Raw genomic sequence first — 12,675 nt, 5'->3', positions numbered from 1 at the left:
TCCTCCCGCTTGGTGACCGTCCTGTTCAACGGCCAGTCCCGGGGCCGCCGTCCGCGCCGTCCGTGCCGTCCGACGGCACCCCGCGCAGCCGCGAACGGCAGGTGCGCAGACTCCGCCTGGAAGGCGAGAGCGGGGTCGTCCCGCTCGCCCGCGACTTCACCCGCCAGGCGCTGTACGCGTGGGACTGGCTGCCCGCCGCCACCGCCGACCGGCGGGCCGCCGCCGAGGACGTGCTGCTCGTCGTCTCCGAACTGGTCACCAACGCCTGCCTGCACGCCGAGGGCCCCGACGAACTGCGGCTCACCTGCGACAACAAGGTGATCCGGGTGGAGGTCTCGGACCGGGGCGCCGGCCAGCCGGCCCCGCGCACCCCGCACCGGGCCGGCCGGCCCGGCGGCCACGGCATGTTCATCGTGCAGCGGCTGTGCCTGGACTGGGGCGTCATCCGGATCACCGGCATGCCGGGCAAGACGGTGTGGGCGGAACTGGGCGCGCCGGCCTGACCGAAGGCGGCGCCTGACGAACGAGGGCGTACAGACGGAGGGCCGCCGTACCCGACGGGGTGCGGCGGCCCTCCTGGCTCGGTCCCGACGGACCGGACGGACTAGTTGACGTTGCCCATCAGCTTCTTGACCTTGTTGCGGTACATCCACACCGCGACACCCGCGATCACGGCGAGCACGGCCTCCAGGGCGACGAAGCCCTTCTTGTCGAGGTTGACGCCGCCGACGGCCGGGTTGGACAGCAGGGCGGTGACGGAGTCGCCCGCGGTCACCGCGAGGAACCAGACGCCCATCATCTGGGATGCGTACTTCTGCGGCGCCATCTTCGTGGTCACCGACAGACCCACCGGGGACAGCGTCAGCTCACCGACGGTCTGCACGAAGTAGATCGCCACCAGCCACAGCGCCGCGGCCTTGTGACCGCCCTCCGCCACCGACAGCGGGGCGAGGAAGACGAAGAAGGACACACCGACCAGCACCAGACCGGAGGAGAACTTCACGATCGTGCTCGGCTCCTTGCCGCGCCGGTTCAGCCACAGCCACAGCCAGGCGAAGACCGGCGCCAGCGCCATGATCAGGACCGGGTTGACCGACTGGTACCAGGAGACCGGGAAGTCCCAGCCGAGGACCGAGTTCTCGGCGCTGTCCTTGGCGAACAGCGACAGGGTCGAGCCGCCCTGGTCGTAGATCATCCAGAAGACGGCCGCGGCCACGAAGAACCAGATGTACGCCGACACCTTCGAGCGCTCGCCCGCGTCCAGGTCCTTGTCCCGCATGATCTTGGCGATGACCAGGATCGGCACGATCAGACCGATGACGGTGAGCGGGATCAGCGCCCAGTTCAGGGTGAAGTGACCGGTGCCGCCGACGACGCCGTAGAACACCGCGGCGACAGCCAGCCAGATCAGGCCCTTGCGCAGCGTGGCGGCCTTCTCCTCGGCGGTCAGCGGGGTCGGGACCTCGCTGCTCTTCGGGTTCAGGTGACGGCCGCCCAGCAGGTACTGGGTCAGACCCAGCGCCATGCCGAGCGCGGCCAGCGCGAAGCCCAGGTGCCAGTTGACGTTCTCGCCGATGGTGCCGATGACCAGCGGGGCGACGAAGGCGCCGAGGTTGATGCCGATGTAGAAGAGCGTGAAGCCACCGTCGCGGCGCGGGTCCTCCGGACCCTTGTACAGGTGGCCGACCATGGTCGAGATGTTGGCCTTCAGCAGACCCGAGCCGATGGCGACGAGCACCAGGCCGACGTAGAAGCTCGCGGCGAAGGGGACCGCCAGGCACAGGTGGCCCAGCATGATGACCGCGCCCGCGACGGCGACCGTCTTGCGCGGGCCGAGCAGACGGTCGGCGAACCAGCCGCCGGGCAGGGCGAGCAGGTACACGAGCGACAGGTACACCGCGTAGATCGCGCTCGCCGTGCCACCGCTGAGGTGCAGGCCACCCGGGGCCACCAGGTACAGCGGGAGCAGGGCCCTCATGCCGTAGTAGGAGAAGCGCTCCCACATCTCGGTCATGAAGAGAGTGGCCAGTCCGCGGGGGTGGCCGAAGAACGTCTTCTCGGAACCGGGGGTGCCCGGTCGGACCGAGTCCTTCGTCAGGCTGGACGCCATGGTCGTTCCTTGCTGGTCGGGACGCGCGGGTGGGTGTCCCCCCTGCTCGGCGGAGCCGAGCTTGGGGGAGTTGCGCGCCCGGTGGGGGTGCGGCCGGCACCGGCGGGTCGGTCGTCCACCCCCACGCCCAGGGGGAGTCCGCCTCCGGATCACGGAGGCGGCGGACGGCGACCACCGGGATCCACGCCCCACACGCGTCGCTGCGCCCGGAGCCCGGCCAGAGGTCATTCCTTTCAAGGCTGATCGATCAGCCCGTACACAAAAGAGACCTTCAGCGTCGACTGCCCGCCAAAGGTCCCCGGTGCGTACTACAGGCGTTCAGGTCACCATACGGCAGGACACTGCCGGATATGGAAGGACTTGAGACGCGGATCACAGGTGTCGCGGGAACCGCGCGACGGGTTTCGAAGGTCTCTCCTACGATCCCATCCCCAGGTCAATGGTTCGTACCAGCCGGGTAACAAAGGTAAGAGGCCGGGAAAGCGATCACGCCCCGGCACCGTGGACGGGCGGACTACCATCACCTCATGACCCGTGTACTGCTCGCCGAGGACGACGCGTCCATCTCGGAGCCGCTGGCCCGCGCCCTGCGCCGGGAAGGTTACGAGGTCGAGGTGCGCGAGGACGGACCCGCCGCGCTCGACGCCGGAATGCAGGGCGGCGTCGACCTGGTCGTGCTGGACCTGGGCCTGCCCGGCATGGACGGCCTGGAGGTCGCCCGCCGGCTGCGGGCCGACGGCCACACCGTGCCGATCCTCATCCTGACCGCGCGGGCCGACGAGGTGGACACCGTCGTCGGCCTCGACGCGGGCGCCGACGACTACGTCACCAAGCCCTTCCGGCTCGCCGAACTGCTCGCCCGGGTGCGGGCGCTGCTGCGGCGCGGGTCCGCCGAGCCGCAGCAGCCGCCGGCCACCCACGGGGTGCGCATCGACGTGGAGTCGCACCGCGCGTGGATGGGCGACGAGGAGCTCCAGCTGACCGCCAAGGAGTTCGACCTGCTGCGGGTGCTGGTGCGGGACGCCGGCCGGGTGGTCACCCGGGACCAGCTGATGCGCGAGGTCTGGGACACCACCTGGTGGTCGTCGACCAAGACCCTCGACATGCACATCTCCTGGCTGCGCAAGAAGCTCGGCGACGACGCGGCGAACCCCCGGTACATCGCCACGGTGCGCGGCGTGGGCTTCCGCTTCGAGAAGAGCTGAGCCGGGCCGGCGAACACCTCGGGTAACGGACCATGCGTCGACGTCTCATCCAGTCCACCCTCGCCGTCGTGCTGGTGGTGATCGCCGTCTTCGGTGTCTCGCTCGTCATCGTCGAGACCCGGACCATCGGCAACAGCGCCCAGGAACGGGTCGAGTCGGAGGCGGTGCGGCTGGCCAGCATCGTGGACAGCCGGCTGCTGGCCGCGGAGAACGTCAACGCGGACGTGCTGCGCAACCCGGTCAGCAAGGACCAGTACGCGGTCATCCGCATGCCCGGCAAGGCGCCCATAGAGATCGGCGAGAAGCCCGAGGGCGACACCATCCACTCCACGCAGCGCGGCGAGGAGGGCGAGACGGTCACCGTCGAGGAGCCCCGCTCCGCGGTGACCCGCGAGGTCGGCCGGACCCTGCTGATCATCGGGCTGGTCGCGCTGCTCGCGGTGGTCGCGGCCGTGCTGCTCGCCCTGCGGCAGGCGGGCCGGCTCGCCTCCCCGCTGACCGACCTGGCCGAGACCGCCGAACGCCTCGGCTCCGGCGACCCGCGCCCGCGGCACAAGCGGTACGGCGTGCCCGAGCTGGACCGGGTCGCCGATGTGCTGGACTCCTCCGCCGAGCGGATCGCGCGCATGCTGACCGCCGAGCGGCGCCTCGCGGCCGACGCCTCCCACCAGCTGCGCACCCCGCTCACCGCCCTGTCCATGCGGCTGGAGGAGATCACCCTCACCGACGACCCGGAGACGGTGAAGGAGGAGGCCACCATCGCGCTGACGCAGGTGGAGCGGCTGACCGACGTGGTGGAGCGGCTGCTGACCAACTCGCGCGACCCGCGCACCGGCTCCGCGGTCGCCTTCGACCTGGACGAGGTCATCCAGCAGCAGCTCGCCGAGTGGCGGCCCGCCTACCGCAGCGCCGGCCGGGCCATCGTCAGCTCCGGCAAGCGGCACCTGACGGCGGTGGGCACGCCGGGCGCGGTCGCCCAGGTGCTGGCCGCGCTGATCGAGAACTCGCTGATGCACGGCGGCGGCACGGTGGCCCTGCGCACCCGGGTCACCGGCAACCAGGCGGTGATCGAGGTGACCGACGAGGGGCCGGGGGTGCCGGCCGACCTCGGCGCGCGGATCTTCGAGCGGACGATCAGCGGGCGGAACTCCACGGGCATCGGCCTGGCCGTCGCGCGGGACCTCGCGGAGGCCGACGGCGGCCGTCTGGAGCTGCTCCAGGCGCAGCCCCCGGTCTTCGGCCTGTTCCTCTCCCGTACGCCCCCGGCGCCCAAGACGGACGAGGAGGACCGGGCGACGGTCCGCTGACGGTGACGTGGCGACCGCTGCGGAACCGGCCCCGCGCCCGGAAGCCCCTACGGCACGCGCTGCCGGGGCGCGGGCCGCCGCGGCTCCTGCTTCAGAATCGATTCCGCACCCGCCACGGCCTCCCCGGCCGGCAGCGCACGGAACACCCAGGTGCGGTAGGACCAGAACCGGAACAGCGTCGCCACACCGATGCCGACGAACTTGAAGACGTTGCTCTGCAGCGGGGTGTCCCAGCCGAAGCCGTACGTCGCCAGGTACAGCACGCCGTTCTCGATCACCAGGCCGGCCGCGCTGAACAGCAGGAACAGCACCAGTTCCCGGGTGCGCCCGCCCTTGTCGCGGTCGCGGTACGTCCAGTACCGGAAGCCGACGTAGTTGAAGACGATGGCCACGACGGTCGCGATGACGCTCGCCCGGACCACCGGCAGGTCCGACGTGTTCCGGACCAGGTTGAAGACACCGAGGTTCACGAGGACCCCGGCCCCGCCGACGGCGCCGAATTTGACCATCTCGCGTACGAGCCGTTGCAGCCTCGCGGAACGAGGTTCCATGGCTGGGCAGCTCCCGTCGGTAGGGTTCGACAACCCCGCCATGCTAGCCGCGCGGGCCCCGGCGCGCCCATGGACCGGCCCACAGCCGGGAAACCGACCGGAAAACCGGCCGGAAAGAGGCGGGAAAGCGTCGGGTAAGAGTTCCCCGGGGGAGGCGGACCGGGCTCCCCCGCGCGGCCGATACGCTAGGGGGGTGACGTTCCCGGTAGTCGGCATGGTCGGCGGGGGGCAGCTCGCGCGTATGACGCACGAGGCGGGCATCCCGTTGGGCATCAGGTTCAAGCTTCTCAGTGACACCCCTCAGGATTCCGCGGCGCAGGTCGTGAGCGATGTCGTCATCGGCGACTACCGCGACCTGGACACGCTGCGCGAGTTCGCGCGCGGATGCGACGTGATCACCTTCGATCACGAGCACGTGCCCACCGAGCACCTACGGGCCCTGGAGGCGGACGGCATCGCCGTGCGCCCGGGGCCCGACGCACTGGTGCACGCCCAGGACAAGGGCGTGATGCGCGCGAAGCTCGACTCGATCGGCATCCCGTGCCCCCGGCACCGGATCGTGGCCGATCCCGAGGACGTGGTGCGGTTCGCGGCCGAGGGCGAGGGTTTCCCCGTCGTCCTGAAGACGGTCCGCGGCGGCTACGACGGCAAGGGCGTGTGGGTCGTGGAGAACGCCGAGGAGGCGGCCGAGCCGTTCCGCGCCGGTGTCCCCGTCCTCGCCGAGGAGAAGGTCGACTACGTCCGCGAGCTGGCCGCCAACGTCGTCCGCTCCCCGCACGGCCAGGCCGTCGCCTACCCGGTGGTGGAGTCCCGGCAGGTGGACGGCGTCTGCGACACCGTGATCGCGCCCGCCCCGGACCTGCCCGAGGAGCTGGCCCTGCACGCCGAGCGGCTGGCCCTGACCATCGCCAAGGAACTGGACGTCGTCGGGCACCTCGCCGTCGAGCTGTTCCAGACCCGCGACGGCCGCGTCCTGGTCAACGAACTGGCGATGCGCCCGCACAACTCCGGCCACTGGTCCATGGACGGCGCGGTCACCTCGCAGTTCGCCAACCACGTCCGCGCGGTCCTGGACCTGCCGCTGGGCGACCCGCGTCCGCGCGCCAAGTGGACCGTCATGGTCAACGTCCTGGGCGGCGACTTCCCGGACATGTACTCCGCGTACTTGCACTGCATGGCCCGGGACCCCAAGCTCAAGATCCACATGTACGGCAAGGACGTGAAGCCCGGCCGCAAGGTCGGACACGTCAACACCTACGGCGACGACCTGGACGACGTGCTGGAGCGCGCCCGTCACGCAGCCGGCTACCTGAGAGGCACGATCACCGAATGAGCCCAGTTGTAGGCATCGTCATGGGGTCGGACTCGGACTGGCCCGTCATGGAGGGCGCCGCCAAGGCCCTGGACGAGTTCGAGATCGCCTACGAGGTCGACGTCGTCTCCGCGCACCGCATGCCCCGCGAGATGATCACCTACGGCGAGCAGGCCGCCGACCGCGGACTGAAGGTGATCATCGCGGGCGCGGGCGGCGCCGCCCACCTGCCCGGCATGCTCGCCTCCGTCACCCCGCTGCCGGTCATCGGCGTGCCCGTGCCGCTGAAGTACCTGGACGGCATGGACTCGCTGCTGTCCATCGTGCAGATGCCGGCCGGCGTCCCGGTCGCCACGGTCTCCGTCGCCGGCGCCCGCAACGCCGGTCTGCTCGCGGCCCGGATCCTCGCCGCGCACGACGAGGACCTGCTGCACCGGATGCGCGACTTCCAGCAGGACCTGAACGACCAGGCCAGCGAGAAGGGCAAGCGGCTGCGCGCCAAGGTCGAGGGCGCGAGCGGCTTCGGCTTCGGGAAGTGACCGGCATGGGCGCGCTGGAGGAGGCCCGGGAGCTGCTGCGCGAGTTCCCGGTCGTGGACGGTCACAACGACCTGCCGTGGGCGCTGCGCGAGCAGGTCCGCTACGACCTCGACGCCCTGGACATCGCCGGGGACCGCCGCGACCGGCTGCACACCGACCTGCCGCGGCTGCGCGCGGGCGGGGTCGGCGCCCAGTACTGGTCGGTGTTCGTGCCGGCCGAGCAGCCGGACCCGGTCGCGGCCACCCTGGAACAGATCGACTGCGTCCGCCGGATGCTGGAGCGCTACCCGGCGGACCTGGCGCCCGCGCGGAGCGCCGCCGACCTGGAGACGGCCCGCGCCGAGGGCCGTATCGCCTCCCTCATGGGCGCCGAGGGCGGCCACTCCATCGCCAACTCCCTGGGCACCCTGCGCGCCCTGCACGCGCTCGGCGTGCGCTACATGACGCTCACCCACAACACCAACGTGGACTGGGCGGACTCCGCGACCGACGAGCCGAGGGCCGGCGGCCTGACCGCCTTCGGCCGCGAGGTGGTCGGGGAGATGAACCGGCTCGGCATGCTGGTCGACCTCTCCCACGTGGCCGCCACCACCATGCGGGACGCGCTGGACGCCTCCGCCGCGCCGGTGATCTTCTCGCACTCCTCCGCCCGCGCGGTCTGCGACCACCCGCGCAACATCCCCGACGACGTCCTGGAGCGGCTGCCCGCCAACGGCGGCGTGGCGATGGTGACGTTCGTGCCCAAGTTCGTGCTCCAGGCCGCCGTCGACTGGACGGCCGCCGCCGACGACAACCTGCGCGCCCACGGTCTGCACCACCTGGACACCAGCCCCGAGGCGATGCGGCTGCACCGCGCCTTCGAGGAGCGCCACCCGCGCCCGGTCGCCACGGTGTCCGTGGTGGCCGACCACCTGGACCACATGCGCGAGGTGGCCGGCATCGACCACGTGGGCATCGGCGGCGACTACGACGGCACCGCGTTCACCCCGGACGGCCTGGACGACGTATCCGGCTACCCGAACCTCCTCGCCGAGCTGCTCGACCGCGGCTGGTCCCGCACCGACCTGGCCAAGCTCACCTGGCGGAACGCGGTACGGGTGCTGGGCGCGGCGGAGGACGTGGCCCGAGGTCTCCAGGCCACCCGCGGCCCCTCCCTCGCCACCATCGGGGAACTGGACGGCACCCCCGGCGAGAGCTGACCGGGTTACCCCCGAACGCCCCGCTCACCAGGAGGTCCCGCCCGCTCCGTGCGACCGTGTCGGTACGCCGGCCACAGCCCGTCGCAGCTCACGACCGGCGTCGCCGCCGACGACGTACGGAGCCCGCCATGGCCGACCTCCAGGACGACACCCCCCGCACGACCGAGGTCGGCGAGGAAGACGGCCTGCCGGACGACCCCTTCCGCCTCCCGCCGGCCGGGGACCTGCTGGAGCGGGCCCGTGCCCTGCTCGCCGGGCACCCGGTCGCCGACGGCTACAGCGGCCTGCCCTGGGCGCTGCGCCACCTGCCCGGTCACGACCTCCAGCTGGGCGAGGCCGCCGTCGACACGGACCTGCCCCGGATGCGCGCCGGGCACGTCGGCGGGTCTGACATCGACCCAAACGGCTCAGAAGCGACGGCCGTCACAGAGACGGAAGAGAGCGTGCCACGCCGGTTCGAGCGGGGGCGCCGCGGGGGTTGGAGCGGGGCCGGACGCGCGGGTTCGAGTGGGTCCGCCGCGTCGGTTCGAGCAGGGACGACCGCGCCGGTTCGAGCGGCCCGGACGCGTGGGTTCGAGCAGGGACGACCGCGTCGGTTCAGTCGGTTCAGTCGGTTCAAACGGGGCCGACGACGTGGGTTCGAGCAGGGCGCGCCGCTTCGGTTCGGACAGGGCCGGCCACGGGGGTTCGCGCGAGACCGGCCGCACCGGTGCGAGCGGGACGGGCCGCGTCGGCGCGGGAAGGCACGGCCGCGTCCCTCAGGAGGAGCCGACCGCGTCGCTCAAGAGGTCCCGGTCGTGTCCTCGCCCACGCGGCGCCGGTAGACCTCGACGACCCGTTCCAGGGAGTCCGCGAGGTAGGTCTCCAGGAGCCGTTCCGCGCCGTTCGTGTCCCCGGCCTGGAGCGCCCACAGGATTTCGGCGTTGCGGTGGAGGTAGGGCTCGTGCAGCCGGCGCGGGTCGTCGACCACGTGGAAGGCCAGCCGCAGCTCGGCGAAGACGGTGCGCATCAGCTCGTCGGTGCGTTCGCTGCCGGACAGGGCGACCAGCTCCCGGTGGAAGTGGATGTTGGCGGTGCCCACGCCCTTCCAGTCGTTGTCCGCGGCGGCCGTGTGCCCTTCCTCGACCGCCGAGACCAGCCCGCCGAGCCGGTACGGCGGCGCGCCGAGACCGCGGACGACGGCGCACTCGACCAGCGCGCGCGTGCGGTGGATGTCCTCCACGTCCTCGACTGTCAGGACCCTGACGAAGACGCCCCGGTTGAGTTCGTGGATCAGCAGCCGCTCGTGGGTGAGCAGCCGGAACGCCTCGCGCAGGGTGTTGCGGGAGACGCCGAGGGCCCCGCCGATGCTGTCCTCCGACAGCCGGGTGCCGGGCGGGAAGTAGCCCTCGGCTATGCGGCTCCTGAGGATGTCGGCGACCCGCTCCGCCGTGCTGGTGCGGCCCAGGAGGACACGGTCGCCGGCCAGTCCCGTCAGCTGCTCTGCCATGCCCGGAATTCAAGCGCAGACATCAGAACGAAACAACATGGGTATTGAGGGATTGTTGAACGATCCTCTACGTTGCTCGACGCGGCTCACTTCCCAGCACTCTCCGTCCCTCTTCTGCGAGGTGCCCATGAGCACGACCCCACCGCCCCGGTCCGGTCCCTCCGCCGACATACGGTCGGCGGCGGGTGAACGGGCGGGCGAGGACGGCGCGTTCGGCTGGCTGCACGCCCTCGGCCCGCGCGGCCGGCGCGCGTTCACCGGAGCCTTCGGCGGATACGCCCTGGATTCGTACGACTACTTCACCCTGCCGCTGAGCATGGTGGCGCTCGCGGCGTACTTCGGCCTCGACAGCGGCCAGACCGGTCTGTTCACCACGGTGACGCTGGTGGTCTCGGCGGCCGGCGGCGCCGTGGCCGGCGTGGTCGCGGACCGGGTCGGCCGGGTCCGGGCGCTGATGATCACGGTGGTCACGTACGCCGTGTTCACGGTCGCCTGCGGCTTCGCGCCCGGCTACGAGACGCTGCTGGTCTTCCGCGCCCTCCAGGGCCTCGGCTTCGGCGGCGAGTGGGCGGTCGGCGCGATCCTGGTCGCCGAGTACGCGGGCGCGCGTCACCGGGGCCGTACGCTCGGCGCGGTCCAGAGCGCGTGGGCGGTCGGCTGGGGGCTGGCGGCGGTGGTCTACACGCTGGTCTTCTCCTTCGTCGACGAGGACCTGGCCTGGCGGGTGATGTTCTGGACCGGGGCGCTGCCGGCGCTGCTCGTGGTGTGGCTGCGGCGCCGGGTGCACGACGCGCCCACGGCGACGGCGGCCCGGGAACAGGACCAGGGGCGCGGCTCGTTCGCGGCCGTCTTCCGCCCCGGCCGCGACGGCGTGCCGGGCCTGCTGCGCACGACACTCCTGGCGAGCCTGCTGTCGACGGGCGTGCAGGGCGGCTACTACACGCTGGCGACCTGGGTGCCGACGTACCTGAAGTCGGAACGCGGCCTGTCGGTGGTGGGCACCGGCGGCTATCTGGCCTTCCTGATCTCCGGTGCCTTCCTCGGCTACCTGACCGGCGGGGTGCTGACCGACCGGCTGGGCCGGCGCAACAACATCTGGCTGTTCGCGCTGCTGTCGGCGCTGTGCATCCTGGCGTACGCGAACATCCCGCACGGCGCCGGCACCCTGCTGCTGGTGCTCGGGTTCCCGCTCGGTTTCTGCATGTCGGCCATCTTCAGCGGTTTCGGCTCCTACCTGAGCGAGCTGTACCCGACGGCGGTGCGCGGCACCGGGCAGGGCTTCACGTACAACACGGGCCGTGCGGTGGGCGCGGTGTTCCCGACCGTGGTCGGGTTCCTCGCGGACAGTTGGGGGGTCGGGGGCGCGCTGGTCTTCGGCGCGATCGGCTACGGCGTCGCCGCGCTGGCCCTGCTGGGGCTGCCGGAGACCCGCGGGAGGGAGCTGGCCTGAGACCCGCCGGGCGGCCGGACCGCCCGGCTCACGCGGACCACCGCGGGCGACCGCCGTAGGCAACAGCCGGACGGGCGGCCCGCACGAGACACCGGAGACACGAGGACACCATGACCGCGATCGATCTGAACGCCGACCTCGGCGAGGGCTTCGGGCGCTGGCGGCTGACCGATGACGAGGCGCTGTTGTCCGTCGTCACCAGCGCCAACGTGGCCTGCGGCTTCCACGCGGGGGACGCGTCCACCATGCGCCGGGTGTGCGACCTGGCGGCCGAGCGCGGCGTGACGATCGGCGCGCAGGTCTCCTACCGGGACCTGGCCGGCTTCGGACGGCGCGCGATGGACGTGCCGCCCGACGAGCTGGCGGCCGAGGTGGCCTACCAGATCGGCGCCCTGGAGGTGTTCGCCCGGGCGGCGGGAGCGCGCGTGGCGTACGTCAAGCCGCACGGCGCGCTCTACAACCGGGTGGTGCACGACGTGGAGCAGGCCCGGGCGGTGATCGACGGGGTGCGGCTCGCGGACGCCTCGCTGCCGGTGCTGGGCCTGCCCGGCTCGCGGTTGCTGGAGCTGGCCGCCGAGGCCGGGCTGCCGGCCGTTCCGGAGGCCTTCGCGGACCGCGCGTACACCGACGAGGGCACGCTGGTGCCGCGCGGCCGGGAGGGCGCCGTGGTGACCGACCCGGACACGGTCGTGCAGCGCTCGGTGAGCCTGGCGCGCTCCGGCACGGTCATCGCGCACTCCGGCGCGCGCATCCTGGTGCGCGCCCGGTCGTTGTGCCTGCACGGGGACACGCCCGGCGCGGTGGATCTGGCCCGCCGGGTGCGCGAGCGGCTGGAGGCGGCGGGCGTGCGGGTGGAGGCGTTCGCGTGAGGGCGCTTCCGGTGGGCGACGACGCGCTTCTCGTGGAGGTGGCATCCGGAGAGGAGGCGCAGGCCCTGCACGCGATGCTGCTGCGCCGCCGCGCGGAGGGCTCGCTCAGCGTGCGGGAGATCGTCCCCGCGGCCCGTACGGTCCTGCTCGACGGGCTGGCCGACCAGGACCGCTGGGCGGCGGAACTGACCACCTCGCGGATCCCGCAGGCGCCCTCCCGCGCGCGCGAGCTGATCGAACTGCCCGTGCGCTACGACGGCCCGGACCTCGCGGTGGTCGCCGGGTACTGGGGGGTGAGCGAGCGGGAGGCGGTCCGCATCCACTCCGGTACCGAGTTCACGGTGGCCTTCTGCGGCTTCGCCCCGGGCTTCGGCTACCTCACCGGGCTGCCGGACCGCTACGCCGTCCCGCGCCGTGCCACCCCGCGCACGGCGGTCCCCGCGGGCGCCGTCGCGCTCGCCGGGCCGTACACGGGGGTGTACCCGCGTTCCTCCCCCGGCGGCTGGCAGCTGATCGGCACGACGGACGCGGTGCTGTGGGACCACACGCGCACACCGGCCGCGCTGCTGACCCCGGGGGCGCGGGTACGGTTCGTACCGCTGGGGGACACGTGACGGGGAGGGCGAACGGGAAGCGGCGGCCGA

At 72.3% G+C, this 12,675-nt stretch carries 13 protein-coding genes; 9 read left to right on the top strand and 4 right to left on the bottom strand.

What is annotated here, in order from left to right; translation table 11 throughout:
- Window positions 1-503: ATP-binding protein (locus H5J33_RS09960; protein ID WP_258564985.1), on the top strand; the 503-nt coding region annotated here is incomplete at its 5' end.
- 101 nt (window positions 504-604) lie between these two features.
- Here H5J33_RS09960 and H5J33_RS09955 read toward each other — a convergent pair.
- A complete protein-coding gene (locus tag H5J33_RS09955; RefSeq protein ID WP_181794522.1) occupies window positions 605-2,110 on the bottom strand; it encodes a peptide MFS transporter in 1,506 nt (501 codons plus the stop codon).
- Between the two features lie 527 nt (window positions 2,111-2,637).
- On the opposite strand from H5J33_RS09955, the gene H5J33_RS09950 reads away from it, so the two are divergent.
- Both H5J33_RS09950 and H5J33_RS09945 read left to right on the top strand, forming a co-directional pair.
- Window positions 2,638-3,315: a response regulator transcription factor gene (locus tag H5J33_RS09950; RefSeq protein ID WP_030615631.1), complete on the top strand. Its 678-nt coding sequence runs from the start codon at window positions 2,638-2,640 to the stop codon at window positions 3,313-3,315.
- A gap of 32 nt (window positions 3,316-3,347) precedes the next feature.
- Complete coding sequence (locus H5J33_RS09945; protein WP_181794521.1) at window positions 3,348-4,622, top strand: HAMP domain-containing histidine kinase; 1,275 nt, start codon at window positions 3,348-3,350, stop codon at window positions 4,620-4,622.
- A 47-nt stretch (window positions 4,623-4,669) separates the two neighbouring features.
- Here H5J33_RS09945 and H5J33_RS09940 read toward each other — a convergent pair whose 3' ends face one another.
- A complete protein-coding gene (locus H5J33_RS09940) occupies window positions 4,670-5,173 on the bottom strand; it encodes a GtrA family protein (RefSeq protein ID WP_181794520.1) in 504 nt (167 codons plus the stop codon).
- A 193-nt stretch (window positions 5,174-5,366) separates the two neighbouring features.
- On the opposite strand from H5J33_RS09940, the gene H5J33_RS09935 reads away from it, so the two are divergent.
- Genes H5J33_RS09935 through H5J33_RS09925 form a run of 3 tightly spaced genes read left to right on the top strand, consistent with a single transcriptional unit; the run spans window position 5,367 to window position 8,223 of the window.
- The gene (locus H5J33_RS09935; protein ID WP_181794519.1) at window positions 5,367-6,506 is read left to right on the top strand and encodes a 5-(carboxyamino)imidazole ribonucleotide synthase; all 1,140 of its coding nucleotides are present in this window, start codon (window positions 5,367-5,369) and stop codon (window positions 6,504-6,506) included.
- Window positions 6,503-7,024, top strand: a complete 522-nt coding sequence (gene purE, locus H5J33_RS09930; RefSeq protein ID WP_181794518.1) for a 5-(carboxyamino)imidazole ribonucleotide mutase — start codon at window positions 6,503-6,505, stop codon at window positions 7,022-7,024. The genes H5J33_RS09935 and purE overlap by 4 nt, the downstream gene beginning before the upstream one ends.
- A 5-nt stretch (window positions 7,025-7,029) precedes the next feature.
- Complete coding sequence (locus tag H5J33_RS09925; protein ID WP_181794517.1) at window positions 7,030-8,223, top strand: dipeptidase; 1,194 nt, start codon at window positions 7,030-7,032, stop codon at window positions 8,221-8,223.
- A 5-nt stretch (window positions 8,224-8,228) separates the two neighbouring features.
- On the opposite strand, the gene H5J33_RS38650 is transcribed toward H5J33_RS09925, so the two are convergent.
- Window positions 8,229-8,600, bottom strand: a complete 372-nt coding sequence (locus H5J33_RS38650; RefSeq protein ID WP_181794516.1) for a hypothetical protein — start codon at window positions 8,598-8,600, stop codon at window positions 8,229-8,231.
- A 404-nt stretch (window positions 8,601-9,004) separates the two neighbouring features.
- Window positions 9,005-9,712 carry a GntR family transcriptional regulator gene (locus H5J33_RS09915; RefSeq protein ID WP_181794515.1) on the bottom strand — a complete coding sequence of 236 codons (708 nt, stop codon included), beginning with the start codon at window positions 9,710-9,712 and terminating at the stop codon, window positions 9,005-9,007.
- A gap of 127 nt (window positions 9,713-9,839) precedes the next feature.
- Here H5J33_RS09915 and H5J33_RS09910 point away from each other — a divergent pair, with 127 nt between their 5' ends.
- The 3 genes from H5J33_RS09910 (at window position 9,840) to pxpB (ending at window position 12,645) form a co-directional block, all read left to right on the top strand.
- On the top strand, window positions 9,840-11,162 hold the full coding sequence (locus tag H5J33_RS09910) for an MFS transporter (RefSeq protein ID WP_181794514.1): 1,323 nt from the start codon (window positions 9,840-9,842) through the stop codon (window positions 11,160-11,162).
- A 110-nt stretch (window positions 11,163-11,272) separates the two neighbouring features.
- Window positions 11,273-12,031: a LamB/YcsF family protein gene (locus tag H5J33_RS09905; RefSeq protein ID WP_181794513.1), complete on the top strand. Its 759-nt coding sequence runs from the start codon at window positions 11,273-11,275 to the stop codon at window positions 12,029-12,031.
- The gene (gene pxpB / locus H5J33_RS09900) at window positions 12,028-12,645 is read left to right on the top strand and encodes a 5-oxoprolinase subunit PxpB (RefSeq protein WP_181794512.1); all 618 of its coding nucleotides are present in this window, start codon (window positions 12,028-12,030) and stop codon (window positions 12,643-12,645) included. The genes H5J33_RS09905 and pxpB overlap by 4 nt, the downstream gene beginning before the upstream one ends.
- The last annotated feature ends 30 nt before the right edge of the window (window positions 12,646-12,675 follow it).

The organism is Streptomyces sp. WELS2 (genome assembly GCF_013870595.1).
Lineage (GTDB): Bacteria > Actinomycetota > Actinomycetes > Streptomycetales > Streptomycetaceae > Streptomyces.
This window is presented reverse-complemented; position numbering and strand designations above follow the sequence as displayed.

What these genes read in the sequence shown, in the direction of transcription:
- H5J33_RS09950 (WP_030615631.1), top strand. Translation starts at nt 2,638, where the DNA reads ATGACCCGTGTACTGCTCGCCGAGGACGACGCGTCCATCTCGGAGCCG.
- H5J33_RS09925 (WP_181794517.1), top strand. Translation starts at nt 7,030, where the DNA reads ATGGGCGCGCTGGAGGAGGCCCGGGAGCTGCTGCGCGAGTTCCCGGTC.
- H5J33_RS09940 (WP_181794520.1), bottom strand. Translation starts at nt 5,173, where the DNA reads ATGGAACCTCGTTCCGCGAGGCTGCAACGGCTCGTACGCGAGATGGTC.
- H5J33_RS09955 (WP_181794522.1), bottom strand. Translation starts at nt 2,110, where the DNA reads ATGGCGTCCAGCCTGACGAAGGACTCGGTCCGACCGGGCACCCCCGGT.
- purE (WP_181794518.1), top strand. Translation starts at nt 6,503, where the DNA reads ATGAGCCCAGTTGTAGGCATCGTCATGGGGTCGGACTCGGACTGGCCC.
- H5J33_RS09945 (WP_181794521.1), top strand. Translation starts at nt 3,348, where the DNA reads ATGCGTCGACGTCTCATCCAGTCCACCCTCGCCGTCGTGCTGGTGGTG.
- H5J33_RS09915 (WP_181794515.1), bottom strand. Translation starts at nt 9,712, where the DNA reads ATGGCAGAGCAGCTGACGGGACTGGCCGGCGACCGTGTCCTCCTGGGC.
- H5J33_RS09905 (WP_181794513.1), top strand. Translation starts at nt 11,273, where the DNA reads ATGACCGCGATCGATCTGAACGCCGACCTCGGCGAGGGCTTCGGGCGC.
- H5J33_RS09910 (WP_181794514.1), top strand. Translation starts at nt 9,840, where the DNA reads ATGAGCACGACCCCACCGCCCCGGTCCGGTCCCTCCGCCGACATACGG.